This is a genomic window from Nonomuraea corallina, assembly GCF_027620315.1.
Taxonomy (GTDB): domain Bacteria; phylum Actinomycetota; class Actinomycetes; order Streptosporangiales; family Streptosporangiaceae; genus Nonomuraea; species Nonomuraea corallina.
The window spans coordinates 1-14,126 of the sequence record NZ_JAPNNL010000019.1; the positions used below are offsets into that span (position 1 = coordinate 1).

Here is a 14,126-nt window from a genome sequence, read left to right on the forward strand (position 1 = left end):
CCCGGTCAGGCCGAGCAGCACGTGGCCGAGCAGCCCGCCGAGGCTCAGCGCCAGCCCCCAGCTGCCGGCCACGATCGCGCCGTCCCACCAGCCCTGCCAGCGCCGGCCCGGCAGCCGGCCGCGCAGCCACAGGCCCGTGTCCCGCGTCACCCAGGACAGCAGCAGCGCCACCACCAGCGGGTAGTTGCCGGCCAGCAGCTCCCCCTCCAGCATCGGGAAGAAACCGGCCAGCACGCCCCCGGTGACCACCAGCCACACCTCGTTGCCCAGGAAGAACGGCGCGATCGCGGCGATCACCTCGCGCCGCTCGTCCGGCGTGCGGCCCAGGTACGGCAGGGCCATGCCGACGCCGATGTCGGCCCCGCCCAGCACCAGGTAGCCGAGCGTGAAGAAAGCCAGAATGAAGATCTCCATGGTCGCTCCTCAGAAGGCGGGGACGGGCTCGGGCTTCTCGGCGGGCCGCGCGCCCAGGGCGACGGCCGCGGGGCCGCGCCGCGCGGCCCTGGCCAGCAGCCAGGAGTTGACCGCGACCAGGACGGCGAACACCGCGGTGAAGGCGATCAGTGAGAACCGCATCATCCCGTCGGACACCGGCGACAGCGCGTCCCGCGTCGTCAGCAGCCCGTACACCGCCCACGGCTGCCGCCCGACCTCGCGGAAGACCCACCCGGCGATCATCGCCCCGAACGGCAGCGGGATCGCCGCGACCAGCAGCACGTGCCAGGCCCGGAAGCCGTGCACCACCGGCCGGAAGAGCATCAGCAGGGCGTTCAGTCCCGACAGGAAGAACATGAGCGCGAACAGGATCAGCATCACCAGCGCCCCGCCCTGCACCCACTCCACCGGTGGCAGGTAGTCGCCCGGCCCGTGCAGGGCCGTCATCTCCGCCTGGACCTCTGCGGCCAGGTCGGGGTCGCGCGTCCAGGCGGCGAGCTTGCCCGGCTGCAGCGTCTCGAACCCCACCCCGCCGAACCCGGCCGTGACCACCGTGGCGGGCAGCGCCACCCCGGCCCCGATCCGCAGCGACTTGCGGAAGAAGTCCCGCTCAGGGGTACGCCGGAACAGATGGTAGGCGCTCACCCCGGCCATGAAGAAGCCGCCGGCCATCATCGCCGCGCCCAGGACGTGCCCGAGCGCCACCGTCGCCGACGGGTTGGCCATCATGGCGCCGAAGTCGGTGACGTGCAGCGCGTGGCCGTCGAACCGGTAGCCGACCGGGTTCTGCAGGAAGCCGTTGGACACCATGATCCAGTACGCCGAGGCGTACGCGGTGAGGGCGACGATCCAGATCAGCGCCAGGTGCGCCCACCGGTTCAGCTTGTCCCAGCCGAAGATCCACAGGCCGAGGAACGTCGACTCGATGAAGAAGGCGACCATCGTCTCCAGGGCGAGCGCGGAGCCGAACGCGTTCCCCGCGTACTCGGCCAGCCCGCTCCACGCCATGCCGAGCTGGAACTCCATGACGAGTCCGGTGACGATGCCCATCGCGTAGTTGATGACGTAGAGCTGGCCCCAGAACCTGGTCATGCCCAGATGGACCGGGCTGCGGCCGATCGTGGCCCGGGTCTGGATGACGGCCACCAGTGTGACCAGCCCGAGTGTCAGGGCGACGAAGAGGAAGTGCGCGCCCGCGGTGAGGGCGAACTGCAGGCGCGCGAGGTCGAGGGTGTCCATGCGGCCAGGGTCGGCTCACGGTCACGGTCCGCGCGTCAGCCGGCGGCGGTCAACCGCCGTACGACCTGGGGGTCATCCGCCACCGGAGGGTACTCCCCGGGTGGTAGGGCGCTCACCGCTGGCCGTCGGAGAGCCAGCCGGGCGTGATGACCCCGGCTTCGTAGGCGGTCACGACGAGCTGGGCGCGGTCACGTGCCCGCAGCTTGGTCATGATCCGGCTGACGTGGGTCTTGGCGGTGGCGGGGCTGAGCACCAGCTTGGCGGCGATCTCGTCGTTGGACAGCCCGCCCGCGACCAGCGTCAGCACCTCGCGCTCCCGCTCGGTGAGCGCGTTGAGCTCCGGGGCGGGGTCGGGCCTCTTGACCCGCCCGGCGAACTCGGAGATCAGCCGCCGGGTGATGGACGGCGCGATGAGCGCGTCGCCCCTGGCCACCACGCGCACGGCGTGGATCAGCTCGGCCGGCTCGGTGTCCTTGACCAGGAACCCGCCCGCGCCCGCGCGCAGCGCGCCGTAGACGTAGTCGTCGAGGTCGAACGTGGTCAGGATGATCACCTTGACCGCGTCGAGCCGCGGGTCGCCGGCGATCCGGCGGGTGGCCTCCAGGCCGTCGAGGCCGGGCATCCGGATGTCCATGAGCACCACGTCAGGCCGCAGCTCGCGGGCCAGGGTCACGGCCGCCGCGCCGTCGCCCGCCTCGCCCACCACGTCGAGGTCGTCCTCGTCGCTGAGGATGGACCGGAACCCGGCCCGTACCAGGGTCTGGTCGTCGGCCAGCAGCACGCGGATCATCGGGCTCCGTCCAGCGGTAAGGAGGCGTTCAGCGGTAAGGAGGCGAGGACGCGGAAGCCGCCGGTGGGGCGCGGGCCGGCCTCCAGGCTGCCGCCCAGCGCGGCGGCGCGCTCGCGCATGCCGCGCAGGCCGAAGCCGCTGCCTTCGGTGAACGTGGCTCCCGGGCCGTCGTCATCCACCCTGATCATGATATGTCCGTCACGGGCGGAGACGGCGAGGGTGGCCTCACCGGCGCCGGAATGGCGGGCGACGTTGGTCAGCGCCTCGCGGATGATGCGGGTCGCGGCCAGGTCGACCTCGACGGGCACCCGGTCGAGCGGGCCGGACAGCTCGGTGCGGACCGTCAGCCCGGACGCCTCGACCAGCGACTCCAGCCGCGACAGGCTGTCGGCGGGCGCGGTCGGCGCGTCCTCGTCGACCTGGCGCAGCACGCCCAGCGTGGTGCGCAGCTCGCGCAGCGTCTCCTTGCTCGTGTCCTTGATCGTGCGCAGCGCCCGTTCGGCGTCGTCGGGACGCTTCTTCAGGCCGTGGAGCGCCGCCGCCGCCTGCACGTTGATCAGGGAGATGTTGTGACCGAGCACGTCGTGCAGCTCCCTGGCGATGCGCAGCCGCTCCTCCCCGGCCCGCCGTCTGGCCTCCTCCTCCTTGCCGTGCTCGGCCTCGCGCACCCGGCGCTCGGCCTCCTGGAGGTAGGCGCGGCGGTTGCGGGTCACGCTGCCCGCCGCGATCGCGGCCACCACCCAGCCCGCGATCATGATCATCGCGCTGTCGTCCACGTGGCGCACCGTGCCGGTCTCGCCCAGCCCCATGGCCAGCAGCGCGAGCGAGCCGGTGGTGGCGGCGGCGATGAGGTGGCCGCGCTCGGCCGCGGTGTAGAGGACCACGAGCGGCAGGAAGATGAGCGGCCCGTCGAGCGAGGAGAAGGGGAAGTAGGTCATGGTCGCGGCGACCGTGACGACCAGCGCCACGACGGGGTAGCGCTCCCGGACGAGCACGCCGGCCAGCGCGACGGCGGGCAGCACCACGTCGAGCGGCCCGGGCTGCCGGTCGGCACGGATCACCCAGGCGACGGCGAGCGCCAGCACCGTCACCGCCACGACGGCGAGCGACACGATCGTGCTCGTGGGCAGCTTGCGCATGCCGTCATTCTCCCGCCCGCGCAGCGTACGGACCATACGCCTGAGGTCGTAAGCCGACCGGAGGCGGGTACAGCCCCGGGATGAGCATCGAAGACGAACTGCGGCAGCTCGACGAGGACATCGCGCGGCTGAAGCAGGAGAACCGCGAGCAGCGCGAGCAGATCAGCACCATGGGGGCGACCGACCAGACGGAGATCGCCGCCCTGATCAACCAGGCCGACGAGCAGGCCGGGGTCATCTCCGAGCTGGAGGAGCGCCGTGAGAGCCTGCGTCGCCGGCTGGGCGACGGATGAGCGCGCGGGGTCAGCGAAGCGCGGCCCCGACCTCGTGCAGGTGCCGCAGCGCCTGCCCGTACGAGCTGAACAGCCCGGTCTCCAGGTAGCTGACGCCGATCTCCTCGCAGTACTGCCGCACGATCGGCTGCGCCTTGCGCAGGTTGGGCGCCGGCATGTTCGGGAACAGGTGGTGTTCGATCTGGTAGTTGAGCTGGCCGAGCGCGACGTCGGTGACGAGGCCGCCCCGGACGTTGCGCGAGGTGAGCACCTGCTTGCGCAGGAAGTCGAGCTTGTCCGCGGCGGTCAGGACCGGCATGCCCTTGTGGTTCGGCGCGAACGAGCAGCCCAGGTAGATGCCGAAGATCCCCTGGTGGACGATCAGGAACAGCACGGCCTTGCCGAACGGCAGCACCGCGAAGACCGCGCCGAAGTACAGCGCGAAGTGCGTCAGCAGCAGCACAGCCTCGGTGCGGCGGTGCCGCGAGCCCGGCTTGAGCAGCGCCTTGACGCTGGCCACGTGCAGGTGCCAGGCCTCCAGCGTGAGCAGCGGGAAGAACCAGAACGCCTGCCGCTTGGCGATGAACCGGGGCAGGCCGCGGCTGTTGGCCACCTGGTCCTCCGACCAGACGATCACCGCGGGGGAGACGTCCGGGTCGTGGTCCTCGTGGTTGGGGTTGGCGTGGTGCTTGTTGTGCTTGGTGTTCCACCAGCCCCAGCCGAGGCCGATGCCCAGGTTGCCGACGAGCAGCCCGACGATGTCGCTGGTCCGGCGGGACCTGAACACCTGCCGGTGGCCGAGGTCGTGCGCGAGGAAGCCGACCTGGGTGAAGACCACGGCGAGGACGGCGGCGACGAGCAGCTGCAGCCACGAGTCACCCACCCAGGCGAACAGCGCCCAGCCGCCCGCGTAGGCCGCCGCGACGAGGGCGCCGCGGACGGCGTAGTAGACGGGACGCCGGTCGAGCAGACCGGCCTCATTGATCTTGTGAGCGAGTCTGGCGAAGTCGCTGCCCCGGGGCGCCAGTCTGACGGGCTCGGCCACAGGTCTCCTCGATGTCGAGTTGGACGGACACCCACAGCCTGACGTATCGGTCGTCCCCATGAAAGATTTCCTGCCCCGGGCGAGTCCGGCGGGGCTCCTCGGCCTCAGCCGGTGGACAGCCGGTCGAACAGCGCCAGCGCGGCCTCCCTGACCTCTTCGGGCGCGAGCCCGTCCAGCGTCTCCCTGGCCTGCGCCATGTCGCGGGTCGTCGCCAGGGTGATCGCCACGGACGACGCCGCCGCCCGGTCGACCGAGCCGGCGGGCGCGGCGTCGGCCAGCTCCTGGGCGTTCGCGGCGAGGTCGAGGTTGTCTCTCAACGGGCCTCCTCAGTACGGTGGTCGGCCCATTGGACCACTTGACGACGCCCCGTTTCCATCGCACGGTGAACGACGCCCCGAACGGACCGCGACGGGGGGCCGTGGGCGCCGGTCACGCGCCGGGGGCGGTCAGCCCCGACTCGTAGGCGGCGATCACGGCCTGTACGCGGTCGCGCAGGCCGAGCTTGGCCAGCAGGTTGCTGACGTGGGTCTTCACCGTGTGCTCGCTGACCACCATCGCCTCGGCGATCTCCGCGTTCGACAGGCCGCGGGCGATCAGCAGCAGTGTCTCCCGCTCCCTGGCCGTCAGCGCGTCCACCGCCGCGCCGGCGCCCCGTTTGGCGGGCCGGGAGGTGAACGCGCGGATCAGCCGGGTCGTCACCGACGGGGCCAGCAGCGACTCGCCGGCCGCCACCACCCGCACCGCGTTCACCAGGTCGTCGCGGCGCACGTCCTTCAGCAGGAACCCGCTGGCCCCGGCGCGCAGCGCGTCGTACACGTAGTCGTCCAGGTCGAACGTGGTCAGCATGAGCACCCGGCACCCGGTCTCCGCCCCCACGATCCCGGCGGCCTCGATGCCGTCCATCACGGGCATGCGGATGTCGAGCAGCAGCACGTCCGGCCGGTGCTCCCGGACGGCGGCCACGGCCGCGAGCCCGTCACCGGCCTCGGCCACGACGTCGATGTCCGGCTGCGCGTCCAGGATCATCGCGAAGCCGCTGCGCACCAGCTCCTGGTCGTCGGCCACCACCACCCGGATCGGGGCGTCCGGTTCGCCGGCGGCCGGGCCCCGCGCGGGGCCGGTCATGAGAGCGGGAGCCGGGCGGAGACGCGGAAGCCGGGCGCGTCCTGGCGGGGGCCGGCGGTGGCCGTGCCGCCGCAGGCCGCGGCGCGTTCCCTGATGCCGATGAGCCCGTGGCCGCCCGAGGGCAGGGCGCGCCCGCCGCCGTGGCCGTCGTCCATGACGTCGATCATGAGGCTGTCGTCCTCCCAGGTGAGCCGGACGCCCGCGCGGGTGGCGCCGGCGTGCTTGACGATGTTGGTGAGAGCCTCCTGCACGATCCGGTACGCGGCCACCGCGCAGCCGGCCGGCACCGGCCTGGGCTCGCCCGTCACCGCGAACGTCACCTCAGGGCCCGCGGCCGAGACCTGCGCGGCCAGCCCTGGGAGGTCGTCGATCGTGGGCTGGGGCGCGCGCGGCGCCTCCTGCTCCTTGAGCACGCCGAGCATGCGCCGGATCTGTTCCATCGCGTCGCGCCCGGCCCCGGCGATCGCGTCGAACGCCGCCTCCGCCCGCGCCGGATCCTTCCTGACGGCCACCGGCCCGGCCTCGGCCTGCACCACCATGAGGCTGACCGCGTGGGCGAGGATGTCGTGCATGTCGCGGGCGATCCTGGCCCGCTCGCGTTCGGCGGCGCGTTCGGCCTCCAGCTCGCGCTCCCTCTCCAGCCTGGCCGCCCGCTCCTCCAGCGCCGCCGCGTGCGCGCGGGAGCCGGCCGCCGCCCTGCCTGTCGCGTACGCGGCCACCAGCAGCATGCTGCTGCGCAGCGCGGTGTCGGCCGAGCCGGGCAGGAAGAGCATCCCGACCGCGGTGCAGCCGAGCAGCAGCATTCTGGTCCGGCGGGGCGACAGGGCGGCCACGGTGTAGTAGCCGACCAGGGTGCCGTACCAGACGGGCTGCTCGGCGACGTGGTCGGCCAGGTCGTACGAGAGGCTGACGACCAGCGACACCATCAGCGTGGTCAGCGGCGCCCTGCGGCGCCAGACCAGGGGTGCCGAGGCGGTGACCGCGACCGCGTACCCCCACCAGTCCCACGGCAGGCCGTCGGCCTGCCGGGTGGTCAGCAGCGGCCAGAGCTGCGCGCCGGTGATCAGCAGGGCGAGCGCGCCGTCGACCAGCAGGGGCGGCAGCGCTCGCGCGCGCCGCCGCAGGACGGTCACGAGGGGCGGCTCGGGCACGGCTCCCCCTCCTCCAGCGCCGTACGGTGGATGCTCCAGTGGTCTCACCGTACGGGCGGCGGACCGATCAGGCATGTGCCGGGACGGGCCGGTTCCTGGCCCGCAGGGCCAGCGGCAGGAACGCGATGACCGCGAGCGCGGAGCCCACCGGGATGAGGTCGAGCGAGACCAGCGGGAGCAGGACCTGGGCCAGGACGAGCGGCGGCATCCAGAACCGGACCCGCCGGTGGACGGCGAGCTGGACCGCGAAGGCGACCAGGGCGGCGTAGAACAGGATCGGCCCGGCCTGGTAGAGCACCAGCGGCACCCCCGGCACGGCCTGCACCCGGTCGAACAGCGGCCCCATGGCCTCGTGGTCGGTGGCCAGGAAGCCCACCACCACGTCGACCGCGAACTGGGCGAACGCGCAGGCGATCCCCGCGAGACCGGCGGCGTAGGTGACGGTGGCCGCCCGGCTGCGCCCGAGCAGCTCCCGCATGTCCCGCAACATCACCGCGAACAGCACCAGGGCCGCCATGAACGCCAGGTGTCCCAGGGTCCAGGCCGCTCCCGGACCCATGTCGCCGTCGAGCCCGTCGAGGATCCTGAGCACCCCGTAGGTCAGGGCGAGCGTCGGCGCGGCTATGTACGAGAAGGCCGCGAGAGTGGTGGGCGGCGGGACGGGAGGATCAGGCCGGACGGACATGGCGGCTCCTTCGAAGCGATTCGGGGTTGCCTACCCATCCTGAGATTTCCGGCCTTCCGGCGGATCGCCGCCACGGGCGATCCTCCGGCTCACTCTCAAGAGTGAGGAGCCGCCTCAGGCCTTGCCCGCGGCGAGATCGGCGACCGCGGCGGCGACCCGCCGCTGTCTGGTCTCGGCCTTCTTCGCGCCCTCGACCAGCAGTACGACCCGCCGCTGCCGGGAGTAGGACAGGCCGTCGAAGAACGCCCGCGCCTCCGGAGCCCGGTCGAGCGCCTCGGCCAGGTCGGCCGGCACGGTGACCGTGCGCGGCTCGGTGTCGAGCTCCAAGCAGACCTCGATCTCGTCGCCCGCGGCCACGCCCGCGGCCGCGCGGTTCTCGGCGGAGAGCGACACCAGGTAGCGGCCGCCCATCGGCGCCACCGTGCTGCGGTAGACGTATCCGTTGACGGTGACCCGGACGGGCGGTCGTCTGCCCGAGCCGAGCCCGGCCACCACCTCTGACGGCACCTCGAACCCGGTGGCGGTCTTGCGCTCCAGCTCGACGGTGGTACGGAAGATCATCGGAAGAACCCCTTCAGGACGGGCGCGAGCGCGGCGGGCTTGACGATGTGGTTCTCGCCGGGGAGCGTGCGGTGCTCGGCGTTCGGCAGCACCCTGGCCAGGTCGCGGGTGCCGTTGCGGATCCAGGCGGGGCTCTTGCTCCCGTCGACGACCAGGGCCGGCATCTTGACGTCGTCCCACCGGCCCTCGGGCAGCGGCTCGCCGTGCTCGAACTCGGTCACGAACGCCAGGTCGTAGGGCAGGGTGTGGGCCACCGCCTTCATGCCGGACCAGCCGGGCATGAGGGGCATCATGGCGACCACCGGGGCGGGCAGGTGGACGCCCCGGCGCATGAAGTAGCGGATCGCCGCGCCCGGCTTGCCCTGGGCGAGCATGGTCTCGATGCTGGTGGTGTAGTCGGCGGGGATGGGCGGGCGGGTGCCGTCGACCACGAACGGCGGCTCGAACACCGCGATCTTGCTGACCGGCAGCCCGCTCGCGGCGGCGGCCAGGGCCAGCGCCGCGCCGGACGAGATCCCGTACAGGAAGACCGGCCCGCCGATCATCTCGACGAGGGCCTCGATGTCCTCGATCTCACGCTCCGGGGCGTACGGCGCGGTGTCGCCGCTCTCGCCGCGCCCGCGCCGGTCGTAGGTGTAGACGGTGTAGTCGCCGGCCAGCTCCTCGGCGAGCCCGGTGTTGGGGCCCGAGGCGCGGTGGCACATGGCGCCGTCGACCAGCAGGAGCGCGGGGCCCTGGCCGATGCGGGTGTAAGCGATGGTGGTGCCGTCGAGGGACGTCACGGTGGTCATGTCGGCCTCCTTGGGGGGATGTGAGGATCATGTCACCGACAAAAAAAGTTGTCAAGACTCTCCGGGGCCGGTCGTGAGGCGGTCCGGCCCGTCCGGCAGGCTGGGGATGACGGCCGTCCGGCCGGAGCCCGCAGGAGGAGTCACCATGGAGATCATCGCCACCCCTGAGAGGCCGTCCGGCATCCGGCGTGCCCTGTTCCGGCTGCCGATCCACCTCTACCGCCTGCGACTGGGATGGCTGATGGGCGGCCGGTTCATGCTGGTCACCCACACCGGGCGGGTGTCCGGCCGGCCCCGCCAGGTCGTCCTGGAGATCGTCAACCACGACGCGGCCGACGGCAGCCGCGTCGCGGCCGCCGGGTTCGGCCGCCGCTCCGACTGGTACCGCAACGTGCTGAAGACGCCGGAGGTGACGGTGCAGGTCGGCACCCGGGCGGTGCCGATGGTCGCCCGGCCGCTCGACCCGGAGGAGGGCGCCGAGCTCATGGCCGGGTACGCGCGCCGCAACCCCGGCCTGGCCAAGCGGATGTCGAAGGCCATGGGATTCCTGGTCGACGGCTCCGAGTCCGACTACCGGGAACTGGGGAGAAGCCTGCCGTTCGTCCGGTTCGCCCCGCGCTGACGGGTCCGGACGTCAGCGGGTCGTCGCGAGTTCTCCAGGCTGACGGGCCGACGGGACGATCGGCTGGTCTCCCGCCGCGTTCCCGGGTCCGGCATCCGGGATGACCGGGGATCACCACCAAGGGTCAGGGGTAACGGCACGGCCACGAAGGGCGATTCATCACCTTAAAGGGGTCATAATCCTGTCCAGTGTCCGGCGGGGGGCCGGAACCGGAGGCGGGACGGGAGGGCCGATCACGGTGTTCGCCGGGAAGGCCACATGGACGGGCCCGCGCGTGGCGGCCCTCGTCATGGCGGTTGCCGCGCCGCTCCTCGAACTGGCCGCGATCCTCCGATGGGCGGGGCTTCCTCCGGAGTGGACGCCTCCGGCCACCGTGACTCCGCAGTCGGCCGTGGCGTTCACCTTCCCCGCCGTCGGCGCGTACCTCATCGCGCACCGCCCCCGGCTGAACATGGCCTGGATGATGTCCGTCGGCGGGCTCGCGGCGGGACTCAGCGACTTCTTCCAGTCGCTCATGTTCCGGGCCGCCGCCGACGGCAACCTGATGCTCGCCGGCCACCTGCGCTACACGTACGCCGTCTTCTGGGCGGTGTGCGGGTTCACGCTGACCGCGCTGCTGCCGCTGTACTCGCCCGACGGACGGCTGCCGTCGCCGCGCTGGCGCCTGGTGCTCGGGCTGAGCGCGCTCTCGCTCGGCGCCGAGACGGTGCGCAACATCACCCGCCCGACCCCGTCCCCGATCGGCTACCCCTTTCCCGAGATCGTCCCCAACCCGCTGGAGATCCCGGCCCTGGCCCCGTACCAGGACGTCATCACGACGGCGGCCTGGACCGGCATCTACCTCTCGCTGGTGCTCTCCGCGTTCTCCCTGGTCCTGCGGCTGCGGTGGGCCGACCCGGTGGGCAGGCGGCAGATCGGCTGGCCGCTGTTCGCGTTCGCCGGCTACGTCGTCTTCCTGATCGCCGGGGAGGCGCTGCCGGGCCTGAAATGGCTCGGGGTGCTGTGGTCCGCGCTCATCCCGATCGCGGTGGCCTTCGCGGTCATGCGCTACCGGCTGTACGGGATCGACACCGTCATCAGCCGCGCCTTCGTCGCCGCCGGGCTGATCGGTATGGTCAGCGCCGTCTACTTCGGCGTCGGCGCCGTGGCCAGCCTGGGCGTCTCCGGGTACGACCGCGTCGCCGGCCTGGCGTCGGCCCTGTTCGCCGGGGCGTTCTTCCAGCCGCTGCGGCGCATGCTGCAGCGGACCGTCGACCGCATGCTCTACGGGAAGGTCGGCGACCCGGCGCTGCTGGCCGGCCGGCTCACCCAGGCGATCCGGCGCGGCGATCCCGCCGAGGCGCTGACCTCGGTCGTCGGCGTGCTGCGTGACGGGCTGGCGGTCGAGGGCGTGGCCGTGGAGGTGGCCGACGGAGAGCCCCGGTACGTGGAGAACGGCCGGATCGGCGACCGGCCACGCGAGGTGCCGCTGGTCTGGCACGGCGAGCAGGTCGGCCGGCTGCTGGTGGGCGCCCCCGGCCCGCGTCGCTTCCCGGCGGCGCACGACGAGCGGGTGCTCGCCACCCTCGCCCCGTACGCGGCCGACGTCGCGCATGCCGTGCGGATGGCCGCTGACCTGCAACGTTCCAGGGAGCGCATCCTGACGACCCGGGAGGAGGAACGGCGGCGGCTGCGCCGCGACCTGCACGACGGGCTGGGGCAGAGCCTGGCCGGCATGGCCATGCTCATCAACATCGCCCGCAGCCGGTTGAAGGAGGCGCCGGACTCGGCCGACGCCCTGCTGCGCGAGCTGCGCACCGGGATGGACGCCGTCGCCGGCGACATCCGCGAGCTGGTGTACGGGCTGCGCCCGCCGGCCCTCGACGAGCTGGGCCTGGTGCGGGCCGTGCGCGAACTGGCCGACCAGGCGTCACCGGAGGTGGCGGTCGAGGTCACGGTCGAGGGGGAGCTGTCGGAGCTCCCCGCGGCCGTGGAGGTCGCCGTCTACCGCATCGTGCAGGAGGCGCTGACCAACGTGCGGCGGCACGCGCGGGCCGGGAAGGCCCGCATCCACCTGCAGCGGGAACGCGAGGTGCTGCGGGTGACCGTCGCCGACGACGGCCGCGGCCTGCCGGAGGGCCGCCGCTCCGGCGTCGGCCTGAGCTCGATGCGCGAGCGCGCGGCCGAGCTGGGCGGCATCTGCGTGATCAGCGGCCCTCCCGGCGAGGGCACCCGGGTCGAGGTCATGCTCCCCCTCCTGCCGCAGCCTGAGCCGGCCTCGCGTCCCGGGCGTCCCTGACCGTCAGACGCCACGCCTCGCGGTGATCGCCGCGCCCGGTGGGTCCAGGCATGCGGGCTTGTTGTTGCATGTGCGTAAAAGCATGCACGTACAAGTAAGCTGGTGTCGACCCGAGGAGCGCCGATGACCGCCGACACCGACCTGTGGGACCAGTTGCTCACCCTGCACGCCCACGTGGAGAGCCGCCTGGCCCAGGCCCTCCAGCGCGGGCACGGCCTGGGGCTGTCGGAGTTCCGCGCCCTCGGCCACCTCGCCGCCGCCCCCGACAGCGAGCTGCGCATGCAGGACCTCGCCGGCAGGCTCGGGCTCAACCAGAGCTCCGTCACCCGCCTGGTCGGCCGCCTCGACACCGCCGGACTCGCCTACCGCGACCTGTGCCCCGACGACAAGCGCGGCGTCTACGCCGTGCTGAAGGACGACGGCCGCGACCGGCTCGAAGCCGCCCGCGGCACGTACGAGCAGGTGCTCACCGCCGCCCTCGACGAGGCCGCCGAGCAGCACCCCGGCCTGCGCGGCCTGCTCGGGGCGCTACGCGCCTGAAACCGCTCCGCTCCTGCTCCCGCTGCTTGCGCCGCCGCCCCACGAACCAGCCGATCCCGAGTGCGACGAGCCCCAGCGGGGTACGCGCGAGCCACCGCGCCAGCACAACTTTGAAGAATCCTTTCATGGTCTTTGCCTCTGCCCCGGGCGGGCCGGGCCACACCGCCGCGCGAAACCGTCCCGTTTCATGAAGGCCATCAACGGTACGCATCGTTCAGCGGACTGAAACCGTAGTGTCAGCGGAGCTGCCTAAGATCCACGGCATGAGCGGAACCATCGGGACGGCGCACTTCGTTCATGTGGACCTCCACGTCCACTACCGCCAGGCCTACCTCGTCGACGACGAGGCCACCGGGCCCCACGGCCTGCCGGAGGACCACCCGGCCCATCCGGTGGGCATCATCAGGGTCGAGGAGGGGGCCGCCTTCCTGATCACCGGGGCCGACACCGGCACGGTCGGGTTCACGGTGGCGGTGGCCGACCGCGACCCGGGGCCCGAGGAGGAGTTCGAGGACATCGTGGAGGTGGGGTTCCGCTCGGTGGGCGGCCGGGTGGCGCTGCACGAATGGGGCGGGCCGGCCTATGAGCTGCCGCCCCTGCCCGCCGGGCCGGGGTGGTACCGCCTCCGCTACCACGCCAGGGGGATGGACGGCCCGGTCGACGACTACCTGCTGCAGATCTGGCCGGCCGAGTCGGGCGAGCCGCGCGTCCTCAAGAGCAGCAGCGCCACGCTGCGCTACTGGATGCACCCCAGCTGATCCGTTCCGGCCCCCGCCGTCCGCCTCCCGGCGGACGGGTCACAGCCAGCTCGCCCGGATGCTGTCGCCGCCCTCCGGCGGGGCGGTGCCGAGCCGGCCCGCGCGGACGTCGGCCAGTGCGCCCTCCACGCACGAGATGATCTCGTGGGCGCGCTCCCGCAGCGCGACCGCGTCCTGCGGGTACGTCTCGTCCACGTTCGCCTGCTTGAGCACGCCGTCCAGGTCCGACAGCCGCTCGGCCAGCCAGCCGAGGGGGTCGGCCGACAGGTCTCTGGCGAACACCCGGGGGCCGGGGTTCCAGTCGGTGAAGACCGGGTGGTGGTGGGTCCTGTCGAAGCTGCCGGGCCGCCCGTCGACGGATTCCAACAGGTCCACCCGCCAGATCGGCCGGCCCAGGCTGATGGGGCGGGCCGCGTAGACCGTGCCCTGGAGTTCGCCCTGGTCGAGCATCCGCAGTTCGACCCGGACGCCGTGCTCGGGGCCCTCCTGGCCCTTGTTCGGTTGCGGGTCGACGAAGTACAGGTCGCTGACGGCCACGCCGATCCGCTCGAAGCCGAAGACGTACAGCACAGGATGCCCCTCTCTGTTGGTCCCTCTCCGGAGTATGAGCATGGCTCGCCCAGGAGAAAAGCGTTCGGAAAGTGTCGGTGGTCACTGATACACAAAAGGTTCGATGTCTGCCGTCGATCGGTCAG

The 14,126-nt window shown here is 72.5% G+C and carries 18 protein-coding genes; 5 read left to right on the top strand and 13 right to left on the bottom strand.

Translation table 11 applies throughout. The features are described 5' to 3' along the window. From OUY22_RS07495 to OUY22_RS07510, 4 genes are all read right to left on the bottom strand, one after another. A partial coding sequence (locus OUY22_RS07495; RefSeq protein WP_270154063.1) for a cytochrome d ubiquinol oxidase subunit II occupies positions 1 to 414 on the bottom strand: 414 nt, incomplete at its 3' end. Positions 415 to 423: 9 nt separating this feature from the next. Next, a complete protein-coding gene (locus OUY22_RS07500; protein ID WP_270154064.1) occupies positions 424 to 1,674 on the bottom strand; it encodes a cytochrome ubiquinol oxidase subunit I in 1,251 nt (416 codons plus the stop codon). Between the two features lie 112 nt (positions 1,675 to 1,786). Further along, positions 1,787 to 2,464, bottom strand: a complete 678-nt coding sequence (locus OUY22_RS07505) for a response regulator (protein ID WP_270154065.1) — start codon at positions 2,462 to 2,464, stop codon at positions 1,787 to 1,789. Then, a complete protein-coding gene (locus tag OUY22_RS07510; protein ID WP_270154066.1) occupies positions 2,461 to 3,603 on the bottom strand; it encodes a sensor histidine kinase in 1,143 nt (380 codons plus the stop codon). The genes OUY22_RS07505 and OUY22_RS07510 overlap by 4 nt, the downstream gene beginning before the upstream one ends. 80 nt (positions 3,604 to 3,683) lie before the next feature. Between OUY22_RS07510 and OUY22_RS07515 the strand changes: the two genes are divergently transcribed. Further along, the gene (locus OUY22_RS07515) at positions 3,684 to 3,896 is read left to right on the top strand and encodes a hypothetical protein (protein ID WP_270154067.1); all 213 of its coding nucleotides are present in this window, start codon (positions 3,684 to 3,686) and stop codon (positions 3,894 to 3,896) included. A 10-nt stretch (positions 3,897 to 3,906) separates the two neighbouring features. Here OUY22_RS07515 and OUY22_RS07520 read toward each other — a convergent pair whose 3' ends face one another. From OUY22_RS07520 to OUY22_RS07550, 7 genes are all read right to left on the bottom strand, one after another. Continuing rightward, positions 3,907 to 4,920, bottom strand: a complete 1,014-nt coding sequence (locus OUY22_RS07520; protein WP_270154068.1) for a fatty acid desaturase family protein — start codon at positions 4,918 to 4,920, stop codon at positions 3,907 to 3,909. A gap of 104 nt (positions 4,921 to 5,024) precedes the next feature. Then, positions 5,025 to 5,237: a hypothetical protein gene (locus OUY22_RS07525; RefSeq protein ID WP_270154069.1), complete on the bottom strand. Its 213-nt coding sequence runs from the start codon at positions 5,235 to 5,237 to the stop codon at positions 5,025 to 5,027. A gap of 112 nt (positions 5,238 to 5,349) precedes the next feature. Then, positions 5,350 to 6,045, bottom strand: coding sequence for a response regulator (locus tag OUY22_RS07530; RefSeq protein WP_270154070.1), 696 nt, complete (start codon positions 6,043 to 6,045; stop codon positions 5,350 to 5,352). Continuing rightward, entirely contained in the window at positions 6,042 to 7,196 is a 1,155-nt protein-coding gene (locus OUY22_RS07535; RefSeq protein ID WP_270154071.1) for a sensor histidine kinase, read from the bottom strand. Before OUY22_RS07535 ends, OUY22_RS07530 begins: the two co-directional genes overlap by 4 nt. Positions 7,197 to 7,263: 67 nt before the next feature. Next, a complete protein-coding gene (locus OUY22_RS07540) occupies positions 7,264 to 7,881 on the bottom strand; it encodes a hypothetical protein (RefSeq protein WP_270154072.1) in 618 nt (205 codons plus the stop codon). Positions 7,882 to 7,995: 114 nt separating this feature from the next. Beyond that, positions 7,996 to 8,442, bottom strand: coding sequence for a YdeI/OmpD-associated family protein (locus OUY22_RS07545; protein ID WP_270154073.1), 447 nt, complete (start codon positions 8,440 to 8,442; stop codon positions 7,996 to 7,998). Then, on the bottom strand, positions 8,439 to 9,233 hold the full coding sequence (locus OUY22_RS07550) for an alpha/beta fold hydrolase (RefSeq protein WP_270154074.1): 795 nt from the start codon (positions 9,231 to 9,233) through the stop codon (positions 8,439 to 8,441). Before OUY22_RS07550 ends, OUY22_RS07545 begins: the two co-directional genes overlap by 4 nt. Positions 9,234 to 9,378: 145 nt before the next feature. Between OUY22_RS07550 and OUY22_RS07555 the strand changes: the two genes are divergently transcribed. The 3 genes from OUY22_RS07555 to OUY22_RS07565 all read left to right on the top strand — a co-directional run bounded on the left by OUY22_RS07555 (position 9,379) and on the right by OUY22_RS07565 (position 12,673). Further along, positions 9,379 to 9,855 (top strand): nitroreductase family deazaflavin-dependent oxidoreductase, encoded by a 477-nt coding sequence (locus tag OUY22_RS07555; protein ID WP_270154075.1) that lies wholly within the window; start codon positions 9,379 to 9,381, stop codon positions 9,853 to 9,855. A 274-nt stretch (positions 9,856 to 10,129) separates the two neighbouring features. Beyond that, on the top strand, positions 10,130 to 12,133 hold the full coding sequence (locus OUY22_RS07560) for a sensor histidine kinase (RefSeq protein WP_270154076.1): 2,004 nt from the start codon (positions 10,130 to 10,132) through the stop codon (positions 12,131 to 12,133). A gap of 123 nt (positions 12,134 to 12,256) precedes the next feature. Then, positions 12,257 to 12,673, top strand: a complete 417-nt coding sequence (locus tag OUY22_RS07565) for a MarR family winged helix-turn-helix transcriptional regulator (protein WP_270154077.1) — start codon at positions 12,257 to 12,259, stop codon at positions 12,671 to 12,673. Here the strand turns inward: OUY22_RS07565 and OUY22_RS36870 are convergent. Then, on the bottom strand, positions 12,600 to 12,884 hold the full coding sequence (locus OUY22_RS36870; protein ID WP_408638123.1) for a DUF6203 family protein: 285 nt from the start codon (positions 12,882 to 12,884) through the stop codon (positions 12,600 to 12,602). The genes OUY22_RS07565 and OUY22_RS36870 overlap by 74 nt on opposite strands. 52 nt (positions 12,885 to 12,936) lie before the next feature. On the opposite strand from OUY22_RS36870, the gene OUY22_RS07570 reads away from it, so the two are divergent. Beyond that, entirely contained in the window at positions 12,937 to 13,431 is a 495-nt protein-coding gene (locus OUY22_RS07570; RefSeq protein ID WP_270154078.1) for a hypothetical protein, read from the top strand. A gap of 39 nt (positions 13,432 to 13,470) precedes the next feature. Here OUY22_RS07570 and OUY22_RS07575 read toward each other — a convergent pair whose 3' ends face one another. Further along, positions 13,471 to 14,001, bottom strand: coding sequence for a hypothetical protein (locus OUY22_RS07575; protein ID WP_270154079.1), 531 nt, complete (start codon positions 13,999 to 14,001; stop codon positions 13,471 to 13,473). Positions 14,002 to 14,126 lie beyond the last annotated feature (125 nt).